The sequence below is a fragment of the Cryobacterium sp. TMT4-10 genome (assembly GCF_004403275.1).
GTDB lineage: Bacteria > Actinomycetota > Actinomycetes > Actinomycetales > Microbacteriaceae > Cryobacterium > Cryobacterium shii.
On the sequence record NZ_SOGU01000012.1, the window covers coordinates 108,256 to 124,291 of the forward strand.

General features: G+C 65.6%; 14 protein-coding genes and 1 pseudogene. 5 read left to right on the forward strand and 10 right to left on the reverse strand.

Annotated features, from left to right (window positions below):
- Positions 1 to 88 precede the first annotated feature (88 nt).
- Positions 89 to 1,330: an IS256 family transposase gene (locus E3T42_RS01110; protein WP_134402315.1), complete on the reverse strand. Its 1,242-nt coding sequence runs from the start codon at positions 1,328 to 1,330 to the stop codon at positions 89 to 91.
- A gap of 258 nt (positions 1,331 to 1,588) precedes the next feature.
- Between E3T42_RS01110 and E3T42_RS01115 the strand changes: the two genes are divergently transcribed.
- Positions 1,589 to 4,462 (forward strand): alkaline phosphatase family protein, encoded by a 2,874-nt coding sequence (locus tag E3T42_RS01115; protein WP_134368060.1) that lies wholly within the window; start codon positions 1,589 to 1,591, stop codon positions 4,460 to 4,462.
- Between the two features lie 221 nt (positions 4,463 to 4,683).
- On the opposite strand, the gene E3T42_RS01120 is transcribed toward E3T42_RS01115, so the two are convergent.
- A complete protein-coding gene (locus E3T42_RS01120; RefSeq protein WP_134402316.1) occupies positions 4,684 to 6,033 on the reverse strand; it encodes an HNH endonuclease signature motif containing protein in 1,350 nt (449 codons plus the stop codon).
- A gap of 192 nt (positions 6,034 to 6,225) precedes the next feature.
- Here E3T42_RS01120 and E3T42_RS01125 point away from each other — a divergent pair, with 192 nt between their 5' ends.
- The gene (locus tag E3T42_RS01125; protein WP_134402317.1) at positions 6,226 to 7,152 is read left to right on the forward strand and encodes an aldo/keto reductase family oxidoreductase; all 927 of its coding nucleotides are present in this window, start codon (positions 6,226 to 6,228) and stop codon (positions 7,150 to 7,152) included.
- Here the strand turns inward: E3T42_RS01125 and E3T42_RS01130 are convergent.
- From E3T42_RS01130 to E3T42_RS01150, 5 genes are all read right to left on the reverse strand, one after another.
- The gene (locus E3T42_RS01130; protein WP_134368057.1) at positions 7,124 to 7,774 is read right to left on the reverse strand and encodes a hypothetical protein; all 651 of its coding nucleotides are present in this window, start codon (positions 7,772 to 7,774) and stop codon (positions 7,124 to 7,126) included. The two genes, E3T42_RS01125 and E3T42_RS01130, sit on opposite strands and share 29 nt — an antisense overlap.
- A 103-nt stretch (positions 7,775 to 7,877) precedes the next feature.
- The gene (locus tag E3T42_RS01135) at positions 7,878 to 8,474 is read right to left on the reverse strand and encodes a DUF3618 domain-containing protein (RefSeq protein WP_134402318.1); all 597 of its coding nucleotides are present in this window, start codon (positions 8,472 to 8,474) and stop codon (positions 7,878 to 7,880) included.
- Positions 8,471 to 8,887, reverse strand: a complete 417-nt coding sequence (locus tag E3T42_RS01140; RefSeq protein WP_134402319.1) for a phage holin family protein — start codon at positions 8,885 to 8,887, stop codon at positions 8,471 to 8,473. Before E3T42_RS01140 ends, E3T42_RS01135 begins: the two co-directional genes overlap by 4 nt.
- Complete coding sequence (locus E3T42_RS16580) at positions 8,884 to 9,636, reverse strand: hypothetical protein (protein WP_160141107.1); 753 nt, start codon at positions 9,634 to 9,636, stop codon at positions 8,884 to 8,886. Before E3T42_RS16580 ends, E3T42_RS01140 begins: the two co-directional genes overlap by 4 nt.
- Before the next feature lie 244 nt (positions 9,637 to 9,880).
- Positions 9,881 to 11,254, reverse strand: coding sequence for a serine hydrolase (locus tag E3T42_RS01150; protein ID WP_134368054.1), 1,374 nt, complete (start codon positions 11,252 to 11,254; stop codon positions 9,881 to 9,883).
- Positions 11,255 to 11,499: 245 nt separating this feature from the next.
- Here E3T42_RS01150 and E3T42_RS01155 point away from each other — a divergent pair, with 245 nt between their 5' ends.
- Positions 11,500 to 11,904, forward strand: a complete 405-nt coding sequence (locus E3T42_RS01155; RefSeq protein WP_134368053.1) for a hypothetical protein — start codon at positions 11,500 to 11,502, stop codon at positions 11,902 to 11,904.
- Between the two features lie 306 nt (positions 11,905 to 12,210).
- On the opposite strand, the gene E3T42_RS01160 is transcribed toward E3T42_RS01155, so the two are convergent.
- Together E3T42_RS01160 and E3T42_RS01165 are read right to left on the reverse strand one after the other, a co-directional pair.
- Positions 12,211 to 12,900, reverse strand: a complete 690-nt coding sequence (locus E3T42_RS01160) for a DUF4386 domain-containing protein (RefSeq protein ID WP_160141108.1) — start codon at positions 12,898 to 12,900, stop codon at positions 12,211 to 12,213.
- A gap of 29 nt (positions 12,901 to 12,929) precedes the next feature.
- Positions 12,930 to 13,457, reverse strand: a complete 528-nt coding sequence (locus tag E3T42_RS01165; RefSeq protein ID WP_134402321.1) for a hypothetical protein — start codon at positions 13,455 to 13,457, stop codon at positions 12,930 to 12,932.
- A 234-nt stretch (positions 13,458 to 13,691) separates the two neighbouring features.
- Here E3T42_RS01165 and E3T42_RS01170 point away from each other — a divergent pair, with 234 nt between their 5' ends.
- Positions 13,692 to 14,171, forward strand: a complete 480-nt coding sequence (locus E3T42_RS01170; RefSeq protein WP_198416902.1) for a hypothetical protein — start codon at positions 13,692 to 13,694, stop codon at positions 14,169 to 14,171.
- A 113-nt stretch (positions 14,172 to 14,284) separates the two neighbouring features.
- On the opposite strand, the gene E3T42_RS16585 is transcribed toward E3T42_RS01170, so the two are convergent.
- Entirely contained in the window at positions 14,285 to 14,944 is a 660-nt protein-coding gene (locus E3T42_RS16585) for a DUF4190 domain-containing protein (RefSeq protein WP_166805293.1), read from the reverse strand.
- Between the two features lie 67 nt (positions 14,945 to 15,011).
- Here E3T42_RS16585 and E3T42_RS01185 point away from each other — a divergent pair.
- Positions 15,012 to 15,938 (forward strand): annotated as a pseudogene (locus E3T42_RS01185) (ATP-binding cassette domain-containing protein); the annotation flags it as partial.
- Between the last annotated feature and the right edge of the window lie 98 nt (positions 15,939 to 16,036).

Sequence of the window (16,036 nt, forward strand, 5' to 3'; positions counted from 1 at the left end):
TTCAATCCGGCGGGCGCCCCTGCGCTGATCGCGCTTGGTCAAGTCCAAATGTGTGGTGTAACGGGTTTTCCGCGTGATTCTTGGATTTCTAGGCGCTGAGGGCGCCGAGTTCGGTTGTGGGTTCCTCCTTGTCGGTCGGGATGAGGGTGAGGCGTGAGCGGCTGAGGACATCGAGGCCGAGGTAGCGGCGGCCTTCGATCCATTCGTCGTGTTGTTCGGCCAGGACCGCGCCGACGAGTCGGATCAGGGAGCCGCGGTCGGGGAAGATGCCCACGACGTCGGTGCGGCGGCGGATCTCTCGGTTGAGGCGTTCCTGGGGGTTGTTGGGCCAGAGCTGACGCCAGATCTCCTTCGGGAACCCGGTGAACGCGAGCACGTCTGCCCGGGCTGTCTCGAGGTGGGTGGCGACCGCGGGGAGCTTCTCCTCGAGGGCGTTCAGGGCTCGGTCGAACTGGGCGTGCACGGCGTCCGCGTCGGGCTGGTCATAGACGGAGTGGAGCAGGGTCTTCACCCACGGCCAGCTGGACTTCGGGGTCGCGGACATCAGATTCGCGGCGTAGTGGGTGCGGCAGCGCTGCCAGGTCGCACCGGGCAAGGTGGCCCCGATCGCGGCCACGAGGCCGGCATGCGCGTCGCTGGTGACGAGTTTCACGCCGGTGAGGCCACGGGCGGTCAGGTCGCGGAAGAAGCCGAGCCAGCCGGCGCCGTCTTCGGCGCTTGTGACCTGCAGGCCCAGGATCTCGCGGTGCCCGTCCTTGTTCACGCCCGTCGCGAGGAGCGCGTGGACGTTGGCGACTCGGCCGCCCTCGCGGACCTTCAGCACCAGGGCGTCGGCGGCGACGAATGTGTAGGGGCCAGCGTCGAGGGGACGGGTGCGGAACTGCTCGACCTGCTCGTCGAGGTCCTTGGCCATGATCGACACCTGCGACTTGGAAAGACGGGTGATGCCGAGGGACTCGACGAGTTTCTCCATCCGCCTGGTCGACACCCCGAGCAGGTAGCAGGTCGCCACGACGCTGGTCAGGGCGGCCTCGGCGCGGCGACGGCGCTCGAGGAGCCAGTCCGGGAAGTAGGTGCCGGTGCGTAGCTTCGGGATCGCGACGTCGAGGGTGCCGGTGCGGGTGTCGAAATCCCGGTGCCGGTAGCCGTTGCGGGAGTTGGTCCGGTCGGCGGATATCTGGCCGTATTCGGCGCCGCAGACGGCTTCGGCCTCGGCGCTCATCAACGCGTTGATGAACGTGGTCAGCATCTGTCGCATCAGGTCCGGCGAGGCTTGCTCGAGTTGTTCGGACAGGAAACGGGCCGGGTCAATAAAATGGGGTGCGGTCATCGCGTGTACTCCTTCGGAAAAGACTTGATCGGTCTTTCCAAGAATCACGCGGTGGCCGCCTCACATCGGTGCAACACGCCCATCAGGGCCGGGTTACACCACGCTATTGGACGCAACCTCGCGCTTCCTGCCGTTGGTCAGCGGTAACCGCCCATTCATCGGTTGTTTGGCTGCACACCCTGGGGTTCTGTAAGTGTCTGTTTTGCGCCTCTGACGAGGCTACATCGGCACAACGGACTCCGGAAAATGGGTATGTAAATGAACAGCAAATCACCGCGGAGCGGGCATTCCCGCCTGCGCCATCTCTGTTCCCTGGCTGCTGGCCATCGAATTCTCGCTGTCACCGCCGGAGGCTGCGCCCTTGCTCTACTCGGCGGGGGCATCGCCACCGCGTCGACGCTCGGGTTCGGCGACCAGCAGGTCGGAAGCCTGTACAGCGGCGCGGAACAGATCTCATCAGATCAGACGCTTCAGCCCATCGGTGACCGACTGATGACGCCGTTCGGCAAGCTCATGGGCTCGGTCGTCAGCCCCGACGGCCGCTTCCTCGCCGGAACCAGCGCCGACCGTTCGGTCGACCTGCAGGTCTTCGACCTCAAGACGTACAAGCCGGTCGCAGCAGCGGGCACCCTTGCTGCCGCGAAGTTCGCGACCGCGGCGACTGACGCCGGGTTCGGGAACATGGCCTACCTCAAGATTTCCGACGGCACCGTCGGTCAGGAGGGACCGATTTTCTCCCCAGACGGGAAGTTCCTCTTCGTGTCAGTCGCCACCGGCATCGTCCGGTATCCGTTCAACGCGGACGGCTCGCTCGGGGCCGGCACCAAGATCAGCATCCCGACCGTCGGTGGCCACAAGGCGCTGACCGCCGGCATGGCCTTCTCTGCCGACGGCTCGACCCTCTACGCTGCCGTCAACGGTCAGAACTCGGCGGTCGCAATCGACCCGGCCACGGGCACGATCAAGCAGACCTTTGCCGTGGGCATCGCTCCGCGCCAGCTGAAGCTCATCGACAGCATGCTCTACGTCACGAACGAGGGCGGTCGCCAGGCCGTCGCGGGTGACACGACAATGGACTCCTACGGCACGCAGGTGCCCGCCGACACCACTCTGGGCACCTCCACGACGGGCACGGTCAGCGTCATCGACACGGCGAACCCGTCGACGCCGGTCTCGTCGATCCCGGTTGAACTGCACCCGACAGCGATGTACCTCGACGGCACCACCCTGTACGTGGCCAACACGAACAGCGACACCATCTCGGTCATCGATACGAAGACCAACACGGTCATGCAGACCATCGCCACCCAGCCGTGGGCCTCCTCGACGACCGGCTACGAGCCGACCGCGATCACCATGCAGGACAACCACCTGCTGGTGTCTCTCGGCCGCGCCAACGCCATCGCGGTGTACACGGTCAACAGGAAGGACCCGCGCGACCCGGCCAGTTCCATCGGCCTGCTACCGACGGACTACTTCCCGGAGAACGTCAGCTCGGTCAACGGCCAGATCGTGGTCACCAACACGCGTGGCATCGACGCGCGCGGCCCGGCGCTGACCTACGACAAGGGGCAGGGCACCACCCCCGCGACCGGTCACGGCAGTCACTCGACGACCGCCTCGCTCACCCGGTTCACCCTGCCGAGTGACCAGGAAATCAAGAAATACACCGCGACGGTATTTGCCCAGAACGGCTGGGATGCCACCTCGCTCAAGCAGGCCCAGGGCGAGAACGAGTCAGTCCAGGCCATCCCGAAACGCATCGGGGATCCGTCGGCCATCAAGCACGTGTTCCTCATCGTCAAGGAGAACCGCAGCTACGACCAGCTCTTCGGCGACATGAAGCAAGGCAACGGCGACCCCTCGCTCACGCAGTTCGGCCAGAAAGTCACCCCGAACCAGCACGCGCTTGCGACCCAGTTCGGCCTGTACGACAACACGTACGACATCGGGACGAACTCGGCTGAGGGCCACAACTGGCTCATGCAGGGCGACAACCCGGCATACAGCGAGACCAGCGCGGGCGAGTACGCCCGCTCGTACGACACGGAGGAGGACGTGCTGGGCCACCAGCGCTCCGGCTTCCTCTGGAACTCGATCCAGGCCGCCGGCAAGACCGCCAGGAACTTCGGTGAGTTCGAATACGGCGAGGGCAAGCCGGCCGGTGCGACCTGGCAGCAGTACTACTGCGCGGCGAAGGATGTCACGGCCGGCGGTGACCCCGCCCAGCTGTTCACCCCGTCGCTTCAGCTTCACGCCAGCTCCGTCATTCCGTCTCTCAACGCGATCACGGACCCGAACGCCGCGCCGTTCGACCTCGCGATACCCGACATCTACCGCTACCAGACCTGGAAGCAGAACTTCGAGAAGAACGGTCCGGCCAACCTCAACATGATGTGGCTGTCGAGCGACCACACCGGCGGCACCGCAGACCCGGAGGCCCAGGTCGCTGACAACGACCTCGCGGTCGGCAAGATCGTCGAAGAGATCTCCCACTCTCCCTACTGGAAAGACTCGGCGATCTTCATTGCCGAGGACGACACCCAGGACGGCGCCGACCACGTCGACGGCCACCGCGCTCCCGTTCAGGTGATCAGCCCGTATGCGGTGCACGGCAAGACCGTCAGCACGTATTACTCGCAGATCAGCATGGTCCGCACCATCGAGCAGATCCTCGGCGCCCAACCGCTGAACCAGAAGCTCGCCGCGGCGACGCCGATGACGGATGCGTTCACCAACAAAGCCGACCTGACTCCGTATGACGCGGTGCTCAACCAGGTGCCGCTGACCGAGGGCGTGGTGACCGCGCCCGCCTGCGGCTACGACACGCTCGGCACGACCGGCGCAGAGGCGGACGCGGTGAACGCCGCCGCCGCCAAGGCCGCTGAGATCCCTGCGGCTGAGAAAACCGTCGCTGCCAAGTGGCAGAGGTGGGCCGAGAAGCAGCACTTCACCGGAACCGCTCACCACGACGCGGTGGCGGACTTCAACAACCCGGACCTGATGAACCGCTGGACCTGGTACCAGACCCACCACTGGACGTCTCCGTACCCTGGGGACGCGAAGATCTACGGGCCTGACGATGTCCCCGGTATCCCGGCGGGCTCGACCAACGAGAACGACGACCACTGATAATGCTCGATCGGCTGGCCGCCGATCACTGATCGCCAGTGAGCACCGGGCCCGATGGGACATCCGTCGGGCCCGGTGCTGGGCCCGAGAGTGAATCAGCGCGACAGCGCTACTCCGGTGCTGGGCCCGAGAGTGAATCAGCGCGACAGCGCTACTGATGTGCTGTCGCTTCACTGTCTCGGTGTCCATCTCGGTGTGCCCAATAGAGCTCGGCGTGCCCCTCAGAACGGTGGGGGTTCGTCCGACTCCGGCGGCCGCGTCTTCGCGTCGGCCGGCCGCACCTGCTCCGGTGGTGGCCCAGCCTTCGATCTTCGCCAACTTTCCGGCGGGCGGATGATCGTGACCGGTTCGCTGATGAACCTGCGCCCGGTCGGGGATGTCCACTCGAGTGTGCCGTCCGGTAGGTGCACGTAGCTCCATCGCGTCTCCGACTTCAGCGCGTGGTCGGCCGGACACAGGTGCGCGAGATTGTCGTGCGCGGTCAGCCCCTCGAACTGCCAGTCCAGGGTGTGGTCGAGGTCGCAGTGCGCTGCCGCCCGCCGGCAACCCGGCCACCGGCAGGTCGCATCTCGCACCCTTAAATACCGTTTCAGGTCTTTCGGCACCTCGTACCGGGTGCGGCCCACCGACAGCACCGCCCCGGTCTCGGGATGGGTCAGGATGCGGATGAAACTCGGGGCCCGCGCCGCGATCTCCCTGGCCGTATCCGGGTCGATCGGCCCGTACCCCTCGAGCTCGCCGGGCTCCTCGGAGTGGCCGAGGAGCGTCATCACCGGGACGGTGACATGCACGGTGCCGCGGATTCCCCTGCCGACGCCCGACGCGGTGACCCCGTCGAGGATGAGGTCCGCGAACGTGTCCGCGCGCAGCTGAGTCAACGTGCGTTTCTCGCCCGGGCCCTGCGAACTCAACGCAGTCACCGTGAGCCGGTCGTACCCGGCCTTCACCTTCTCCGCGGAGTCGTACCAGTGCAGCGAGGCCATCCCATCGGGCTCCGGCTCGAAGAAGACTCTGCGGTCGGCCACGGACTTCTGATGCCGGGCCCTGATCGATTCCGGGTGCAGCCGTTCCCGCAGCACCCGGGCCCGGTGTTTGAGGTTCGAGACGGTCAGGTGGGGTGCCGACTTCAGCAGGGCCTGCTCGAACCCGGCCAGCGCCTCGGCTGGGAGGGACCAGGCCTGATTGATCAGCGCCTGCGCGTGCCGGTAGGTGATCGCCCCGTTCTGCAGGGCTGCCCGGGTGCCCGGCAGTTCGTTCATGAGGGTGTGGCTCTCGGCGATCAGGGTCTCCGCCGACCGCACCGGCAACCGCAGCGTGCAGGCCAGCTCGGTCACGAACTCCCGCTCGGCGATCATCGCGGCGTCCCACCCGGCGCGGGGCACCCGCGCGGCCAGCGAGAGTGCCGCCGGGTCCCGGGCGGCGTCCCGCACCACCGCCTCGGCGAACCGCCGTGCCTGATCGACCTGCTCGGCGAGGCGAGCGTCCACCCGGGCGGCCTCCGCCTGCGTCTCCCGGATCGCGTCGAAATGACGACCCAGGGTCTCCATCTGCTCCACAACTGAGGGCTTCATGAGACACACGATACGGGCACCCACCGACATTCAACGGCCCAAACGGGCACCCACCAGTGCCCTGTGGAGAACCTGATCAAACGCTATTTGTGGAGGGGCCGCGCGCCTCCGGAACCGGTCTAAGCGACGCTGGGCTTGGGGACCCTCAAAGCGTCCGCGCCGCGGGAATTCGAAGTAAGGCAGGATGGATTGATGAAGATCTACAACCCTCCACGCACGAACCTGCAAGCATCCAATGTCATTCTCGGCTTGATGAGGATCTCGGAACTGGGGGATGAGGAGATCCGCACTCTCGTCGGCACCGCTCGGGATGCCGGCATCAACTTCTTCGACCACGCCGATATTTACGGTGGGGCCCACGGGTGTGAAAAGCGGTTCGGTGACGCGGTCACGTTCACGGACGCAGAGCGTGAGTCGGTCATCATCCAGTCCAAGGTCGGCATCCGGCAGGGCTTCTTCGATTTCTCCAGGGAACACATCCTCCGCTCGGTCGACGAGTCCCTCGCGGCGCTGAACCTCGACTACCTGGACATCCTGCTGCTGCACCGTCCGGACACCCTGGTCGAGCCCGAGGAGGTCGCTTCGGCGTTCGACGCCCTGCACGCCGCGGGGAAGGTGCGCAACTTCGGCGTCTCCAACCAGACGCCTGGGGTGATCGAACTTCTGAAGCGATCAGTCAACCAGCCGCTCGCCTTCAACCAGGTGCAGCTGAGCATCACCCACGCGCCGTTGATCTCCCAGGGAGTCGCCGCCAACATGGCAGGGCTGGAACAGTCCGTTGTTCGGGACAACGGGCTCCTCGAGTACAGCAGACTGAACGACATCACCCTGCAGGCCTGGTCGCCGTTCCAGAGCGGCAGCTTCGACGGTGCGTTCGTGGGCGACCGGGAGCATTACGGCCCGCTCAATGACGCGCTCGAGGAAATCGCCGCCGCCCACGGCGTCACGCCCACGGGGATCGCTGTCGCCTGGATCACCAGGCACCCGGCCAACATTCAGGTGGTCCTGGGCACGACCAAGCCCGCGCGAGTGGTGGAGTCCGCCGCCGGGTCCGATATCCCGCTCAGCCGTGAGGAGTGGTACCGCCTCTTCACGGCCGCGGGACACGCCCTCCCGTAAGGCCCGATCTCCAGGCCCGGGAACGAAGCAGGGTGAAGGACCCATCTCTCACGGGGAGCGTGCTCCCGGAGGATGACACCCTCTGACCTGGATCGCTGGAGGTGGCGAGTTCCCATTCCTGGTTGGGAGAGGAGGGAATGGTGAACTCCACCTCCTTCGGGCCGGCGTTAAGCAGGGACGCAAACGCGTCCGCGCCGACGTGCTCCAGAATGAAGGCCATCGCCTGGGCGTCCACGTCATCCCAATCCGCGTCACTGAACTTTTCGGCATCCGCTCGCAAGACCCGCACTGTGTCGCCCGTGCCGGCATCGGGGGACTGCCGGAACCAGTTGGGGCGCAGGGCCGGATTTTCTTGGCGCAGCGTGAGGAGGTCACGCGTGAAGGCAAGCATCTCGTGGTCGACCGCATCCCAGTCGAACCAGGAGATTTCGTTGTCCTGGCAGCAGTCGTTGTTGTCGTCGCCCTGGCTGCGGCCTGGTTCGTCGCCGCCGAGGATCATGGGCAGGCCCGCCGAGAACAGCATTGTGGCCATCAGGTTACGGTGCATCAGGTCGTGGCGGTCGTTGACGTCGGCGTCGCCGTCCTGCCGAGTGAGCGTCGTGGCCAGGAGAGAGGGGGTCATCGGTTCCTTTCCAGGGACAGCACGAGGTGCAAACGAGGTGAAACCCGGCGGCCGGTCAGACCCAACTGCGTGAGCGGGTCGACCGTGCCGCCGGGAGCCGGCGCTAATGGCCCGGGGTCTGCCCCGCGTGCTTTGCTTCGTCGCGCACCTCGCTGACGGCGTCGGTGGTCTCGGATTTGACGGTGGCTGCCGCATCCGTGGCCGTGTCCTTCACGGCATCCGCGGCATCGGTGAGCGGCTGCTTGAGGTGCTCGCCGACCTGCTTTGCGGCGTCGGTCACTTCCTGCACCAGCGGCTCAGCGGCTTCGGTGACCTTGCCGGCGATTCGCTTCTCCGTGGTGCTCGCGGGGACCATCGACGACGCCAGCCAGCCGACCCCGAAGGCGATCAGGCCGATGGCCAGGGGGTTGCCCTTCGCTTTCTGTGCGGCGTGGTGTGCTGCGTCGGAGGCGTCGTCGGCGAGGCCGCTCAGCGAATCGCCCGCGTCGGAGGCGGAACCCATCAACTTGTCTTTCACAGAGCCCACGGCTCCTTTCACTTTGTCGGTCTGGCGTTGCATGATTTTGCCCGGCGTGACCTTGTCGGCCAGGGCGTCGACGTCGCTGCCGAGTTCGCGGCGCGTGATTTCGATCTCGGCGCGGAGGACGTCCGGGTCGGTGCTGGTGCTGGTGCTGGTGCTGGGAGAAATGTCGGTGCTCATCGGTTTTCCTCATTTCGTTTGAGTGCGTCTGGAATGTGCTTCAAAGAATCGACGGTGCGTGGCGCGCCCTGAACGGTATTGAGTTCTTTGCGGCCCAGGACACATAGCACGGCGGCCACGATTCCCCAGACCAGGGCGACGATGAACGCCGCCCAGGCGATGTCCATGACCTGGCCGAGTCCCCACCAGGCCGCGAGCGAGAGGAAGAGAACGGTGAGATGGCCGGCATAGCCCGCGCCCCCGAGCAGGCCGGCTCCCTTGCCCGCGCGGGTGGCGGACTGGCGCACTTCCGCCTTCGCGAGCGCGACCTCCTGGCGCATGAGTGTGGACACGTCACGGGTGACCTCGGTGAGCAGGTCACCCAGGGAGGTTTCGGCGGCCTTGACCTCGGACGGGGTGTGCAGGTCGGTCATCGCGGCATCCCACCGAGGTCGGGGTTGGTGGAGTACTCGGAGTTGGATCCGTACGCGGGAGTGGCGGTGTAGTCGGGGTTGGTGACGGCGTATCCGGGGGTCGCGGCGGCGTAACCGGGCGTGACCTTGGACTCGCGGGTGGGCTCCTCGGCAGAGTCCTTGGACTCCTCGATCACCCCGCGCGTCAGCCGTCCGGCGAGGACACCCGCTACGGCGGCGATGGCAATAAAGGTTCCGGGCTTGCGCCGGGCGTAGTTCTTCACCTCGCCGAGGAGGGAGCCCGGGTCGCGCTGGTCCAGCCAGTCTGCGATCCCGGCGGCTCGCGTGGCGGCCTGCTGGGCGAGGTCGCTGGCCACTCCCTGGGTTTCGGATTTCCCGGCCATCGCGCCGAACTCGTCGCCGAGTGAACGGATGCCTGAGGCTACCCGCTTCTGCTGGGCTGCGGCCTGGTCGGCGAGTTCCGACTGGGTTTCGCGGTAGAGGTCCTTGGCCTGCTTCTTGGTCTCAGAGCCGACCTTATGAATCTCTTCCTTGGTGACGCCGGCGACGTGCTGACCGGCGGCGACCGATGTGTCCTTGACATCGGCGGCCCGGTCTCCGACGGTGGGGCTCTGGTCCGCTGTGACGGGGGCGACGTTGCTGTCGAGGCGGCTGGACTCTACGGTGTCCGTGTTGAAGGTGCTCTCTCTGGCCGTGTTGAAGTCAAATCCGGCGGCACCGGGGGCAAATGTTGGATCGGCGTTGGACATGGCTCTCCTTCGAAATGTGGACGGGCCCGTCGACGATGACCGACGGCATTCCCGGGTGGCATTCATCATGATTCGGCGCCGGGAGGCAGCGCAAGCAAGCTGAGAAAACTCGCGAATCTTGCCAGAATGCGTGACGAAATGGGAGAAATCCCGTCATTAAAGATTGTCTTCCAGCACCGTCGGAAAGCGCCCGCAAGAGGCCCAGCGCTAGCTCCGCGTCGGGAGGCTGCGGCCCAGCAATCGGCTAGCGGCTGACCAGGCGAGTGTGGGGCAGGTCCCCGAACGCAACGTTCTGTTCGATGTCGAGGGTTAACGCGTCAGTCCCGAAGTCGAGTGTGTACGTGCGCGAGAACGGTGTGCCCACGTTGTGCGCCCGCACGACCAGGGTTTTGGGGGAGACCCACGCGCCGCTGGCCAGCACCCGGGCATCACCGGATGCCACCCACTCGCCGTGACCGAACGCTATCGGTCGCGCCGTGCCGCCACGGATGATCGTGAGCAGACCCGGCTCGAGAGTGGCCGCGGTCACTTCCGCATCATCGAAGTTGAAGCGGATGCCCGCCACCCGGGCAGCCGTCGGTGACGTGCGCTCCCCGATGACGGTCGGCAGGGTGAGGGACGCCAGCGTTCCGGCGAGACCGGTCTTCAGTTCGGGGATCGGGTGGTCGGTGAAGGCGGGCAGCAGGTGTTCCCAGACGAGATCGAGGGCGCGTTGCGCGGTCGGGAGCGCCGAGGTCAGCGTGATCACGGCATCCGTTTCTGGAAGCACGAGGCAGAACTGGCCGAAGGCCCCGTCGGCGCGGTAGCCCGTCGGCCGGTTCCGCCAGAACTGGTAGCCGTAGCCCTCCCGTCCGTCGACATCGTGCTCGGTGCCCGACGTGTCCACCTGCGTGGAGGTGGCCTCGTCGATCCACTCCGCCGCGACGAGTCGCGTGCCGTTCCACTCGCCTCGCTGCAGAAGCAGCTGGCCGAAGGTCGCGAGCTGCTCGGTCGTGATGGAGAGCCCCCAACCGCCGGCGTCGATTCCGCGCGGGCAGGTCTGCCAGGTGGCGCTGACGATGCCGAGCGGGTCGAACAACCGAGGGGTGAGGTAGTCGAACAGGCGCTCACCGGTGAGTCGCTGGAGGATCGCCGAGAGCAGGTAGCTCGCCCCGCTGTTGTAGACGTAGTGGCTGCCCGGCGCGAACTCGAGGGGCTGGGTGAGGATGGTGCGGGCCCAGTTGTCGCCGTGAGAGTCGTCGGCGAGCGACACAGTGTCGGTCGGATGCCCCGTGGTCATGGTGAGCAGGTGGCGCACGCTCAGCGCGGCCAGGTGCGGGTCGATCTGCGCGGGCAGGTCATCGGGGAGCAGGTCGACGACGAGGTCGTCGAGCGTCAGCCGGCCCTCGCCGATGGCGAGCCCGATGGCGGTCGAGGTGAAGCTCTTGCTCACCGAGAACATAAGGTGCGGATGCTGCGCCGCGTAGGGATGCCACCAGCCCTCGGCCACGACGCGGCCGTGTCGAACGACCATGAGGCTGTGCAGGCTCTCGAGCTGCTCCGCCGCGGCGACGAAATCGAGAATGGCCTGGGAAGACATTCCCTCGGCTTCAGGGGTGCTGCGGGGGAGCGGGGTCATGGTTCAATTCTGCCGGGTCCAGGTGATGTGAGCGAGCACCCTGCCGGGCCTGCGCGCCGGTGCGTCCGTGCCTCACACGCTACCGCCGTCAGGGGTACTGGGTCACCCTTCAACCCTTGTGGAGGTGAACCGAAGTCGGTAGTGTCCGTTCACGCCGTTGAGCGACCAGGCGGTGACTTGCGCGTAAGGAGGACGATGGTGTCCGAACGTACGGAACGACTCTCGCACGCGTCCCACGGCGTGCGATGAAAACCGTTGTGTTGTCTGTCGCCGGCATCCTCTCGGGTGCTCTCTTCTACGCGCTACTTGGTTTCTCGGAAGGAGGGTGGGCGGGACTGTTCTCCGGAGCCGCGCTGCTCAGCGTGCTGCCGCGAATGGCCCTTACGATCCTCGTATTTGGTGTCCTACTTCTGGGCGGTCTGATGCTTCCGCGTGCCTTCGCCGTTGGAGTGACGATCGGAATGATGGCATGTTTTCTCGTGGGGCTCGGGCTTCTTTTCGGCAACCCGGAGACGTACACCCTCGGAGACCCATACCAGCTGTACCTGCTTAGCCGCGGTCCGCGGAACCCATTCATTTGGTTTGCATTCCTCACCGCGGGATTCGCGTTAGTAGCTCATATAAGCAACGAACGCCCCGCCAGCGTTTGAAGCTCTTGGGAATCAATCACCACTTCAGCCGGCGGTGACACGAGCCGGGCGACAACCCAATTCCCTCTTCCATGTTGTCCTCGTGCCGGTGAGTAGAGATTTGCGCTTCTGGGCGGAACTTCTCAGCGGCTGGGTCACGGCTATCACCGTTCACGCAGATCGACATGCTGATACCGATCATCCTGCGCTGAGGCGCGGTCACTGTCGACGAGGCTGACGATATCGCGCAGCAACGCAGCGACAAGGAATGCGACCAAGGAACGACGGTGTGAGCCGCAGGCCATCCGTCGTCGTCGTCCTGCATCGTCAGTCGGGCAGATCCTCCTCGGCGTCGACGACCTTCACGGCCATGATGAGCAGCCACAGCGCCAGTCCGACCTCGGCGATGAACCCCACGGCGAACGACGGGTAGCTGATCGCGGGGTAGTCCGGCAGCAGCAGTGCCTGAAGGAACCAGATGATGACACCGACCCCATCGACGATCAGAATGACCCCGAGGAATTTCGGAAGGAACCCCGACTTGAACACGAGATAGCCAAGCGGGAACAGCCATGTGCCGAAGAACAGCTGGGCCGTAGCGAAGGCCGTCTTGTAGACGTCGATCGACAAATACGCCGACGCCTCCAGTTGCGCAGCTGAGTAGGCCTGAAGGTGACCGGCCCCATCCTGCTGCAGGAGAGCGGAAATGAGTGGAATCATGCTGGCGCATTGGATGCCGACGCCCACCGCGTTGAGCAGGAGGAAGAGCAGCGCCAGATGCCCGTTGACAGGTCGGAGCAGAACGTACAAGCCCCAGGCGGCCGCGAGGAAGAAGACGGCCGACAAATACGCGATGACAAGGGCGAGCCGAAAGGACAAGGGGTTCGTGGCGATCGACTCGTTGACCTGCTCGGCCCCGCCCATGCCGATGTGGCCGACCAACCCGGCAAGCAGCGAGGCCAGCACGAACGCCAGGTAGAAGGCACCCGTGAGGCGGGCTACGGTGCGCGGCGCCATGTCATTGACTTTTCCCGCTGGCATCCCACTCATCTCCTGTTTCGACCGAGTCGCGTTGCTGATCGGCAGGGTAGCAGCCGTCCCTCTGCTGGGGAACCGGAAGAACTCGAGGTCACTCCCTCGCGGGGCCCGTAGAGCCTGCCGTAGAGAAGGCCGATGACAACTCCGAGAGCCGCGATCCTGATCACGTTGAACAGCGCCGCGATCAGGAAGTACCGCCAGGCGTCAGGCGTCGGGGTGAGTAGCTTGGCGGGGACTTCGACGAGTGCGGTGACGGCGACCAGGGCGGTGAGGCTCAGCAGCAACGATTTGAGAACAGGACTCTGCGTGGGCAGCCGGTCGTAGAAGCGAACCAGGGAATAGCTGACACCGAATCCCAGAACCATGCCACCGAACATGGCTTCCAGCAGCATCGGCACGTAGGCAATCGAAAGCGCGGCCCTGTACTCCGCGGCGATGGGGGTCAGCGAGATCGCGAAGTTGGCGGCCCAGAATGCCAGGCCTCCAGCGACCGCCGGGATCGACGCCCTCCTCCAGGTTCGCACTGGTCGGGTCATCGCCTTCCTCTCGTTTCAAAACTCCGATGCGCTGCTCTGACCTGCCGAACTCGTTTTCACATTAGCCACGTTGACTGGTTTCGAGCACCTCCCCGGGATTGGGCGTGTGGACTGGGCCGCCCGCAGAGTTGTGGGCTTCCCTTCGGTGGCGCTAGATCGGCAGCGGAGAGCTGCCGCGATCGTGTCGGAGTCGCGCTGATATGGTTGGGTCGCTCAGCAACGAAAGAGATCGCATTGAACCGAACCCAGGCAAAAGTCCTGTTCACAGCTGCAGCAGCTCTTGCGCTCCTCGGAGGCAGCCTTGCCGGGTGCGCTGCAGTTCCTGACTCAGAGGCCGCCAGCTCTTCACAGTCGCCAAAGGTCTCGGAAGCTCCTGCTCCGGAGATGCCTGCCGACCTCACCGGCGAGTGGATGTCGACCAATTCAGGGTCCGAGGACAGCTATCAGTCCGCCACGATTGATTCGGGCTCGATCAAAATCAACTGGGTCAGCGACGGTGGCAATACAAAGGCCCTCTATTGGGCTGGCAGTTACGAGGCTCCGACCGAGTCAGGTGTTTACTCCTGGGACTCGCAGAATGACACAGAGAAGACTTCGGGCGCGATGCTCGCCTCAAGCGACCCGATCAAAACGTTCTCGTATAACGACAAGGTCATCAGCTACGACGTCTCAGCGATGGGCGTAACCAAGACAGTCACACTCGAACGCAAATAATTCGGGCTGTGCCACGGACGAGCTGCACGAGCCGCGCTCGGCGGGGAGCGCAAGCAGAAATGAGGAACGCCGCCCACACGACGGTGTGAACGGCGTTCAATCGTGCTCGGTTCTTACTGGGCGGCGTAGAAGAAGTCCTCGCCGAAGATCGGCTTCACCGTCCATGTGCCTATCGCCACATCGGCGGACGGGACCTCGATGACGACGTTGCCGGTGGCCGTGGCTCCCGGGTACAGGTCGTTGGTCGCGCTCAGCTCGTTCGGGCCCATAGCAATGTGGTCGAACACCTGGTGGGTCGTGCCCGCGGCGCTGACGAAGCTGAATGTGAGGTCGAAGGCCGGGTTGCCGGTCTCCGTGCCGACGTATTTGACGGTGACCGGGACCATCGCCCACTGGCTACCGGCGGCAGGCGCGTCGTTAAACTGGTTCTCCGCTGCCATCGCCGCGTTCGCGTCGAGGGTCGACGCGTTCAACGTCACCTCCCATGCGGGGACGCCCGCGTTCTTGACGACAACCGTTGTGCCAAGGGGTGCCGGGTTCTCCCGGGTGCCGACCGCCGCGCTGTCGGCAGCGGGCGCGTCCGCAGCGGGCGCGTCCGCAGCGGGCGCGTCCGCGGCGGGCGCCTCGGCGACCGGTTTGGTGCTGACGGAGTCCGCGACCGCGGCCGCGAACCCGGCGATGTACACGACGGCCATGATGACAGAAAGGATGATGGCGACGACGGAAATGACGAGCCCGGCGATCGCGGTGGTCCGCGCGCGCTTCTGAAGCACAGCGACGAGGCCGAGGACAGCGCCGACGAGCGCGAGGAGGCCCGAGCCGTAGTTGATGAAGGGGATGAAGGCGCCGATGACGGCCCGCGTCGACGAACTCCTCGAGCTCGTCTCCCTCGACCCCGCGCTCTACCGCGACCGGTACCCCAAGGAGCTCTCCGGTGGCCAGCAGCAACGCGTCGGCGTGGCGCGCGCCCTCGCGGCAGACCCGCCCGTGCTCCTCATGGACGAGCCCTTCGGCGCCGTCGACCCGATCACCCGCCTTCGCCTGCAGGACGAGCTGATCAACATCCAGGAAGAACTGCAGAAGACCATCGTCTGCGTCACCCACGACTTTGACGAGGCCGTCAAGCTCGGCGACTGGATCGCCACCTTCAACGAGGGCGCCCAGCTGGAGCAGTACGACACCCCGGAACGCATCCTCGGTGACCCGGCCAACGAGTTCGTCGAAAACTTCATCGGGTCTGGCGCCGGCCTCAAACAGCTCACCCTGACCCGGGTGGCGGAGGTCGGCCTCAGCGACGCCGTCGTGGGAACTCCCGGCGAACGGGCAGCGGATGTCCTGACCCGCGTCGTCGAGGCCGGCCAGGGGCACGCGGTCATCGTCGATGAGCGTCGCCGTCCCGTCCAAAGGCTCTCCCGGCGCAAGCTCGGCCGCCTCGAGGTCATCGGCAACGTTCCCGACCCGAAACTCCCGGTCGTCGGCTACCGTGCCACGCTCAATGACGCGCTCGACACGATGCTCGTCTCCAGCGCCGGGGCCGCGCTCGTCACCGGCCGCCGCGAGATGTTCAAGGGCGTTATCGACGTGCAGACCGTGATGGACGCCATCACCCGGTCACAGACCGCTGCGGTGCTCGAGTCAGATCAGGCGCCCATCGGCCTGAACACGGGACTGTTCCAGGCGCAGGCGGCTGCCGCGGAGGCCGACCTGAGCGAGACCGACAGCAGCGATTCCGAAAGCAGCGGCGCTGACGCGCGGGCCGCTCAGTGAGTACCACAACCCTGAAGACGGATGCCGACAGTGTCGGCGACGACTTCGCCGTCACGCCCGACGACGCGTCCGCGCAGGCTGCACCGGTCAGCCGTGCC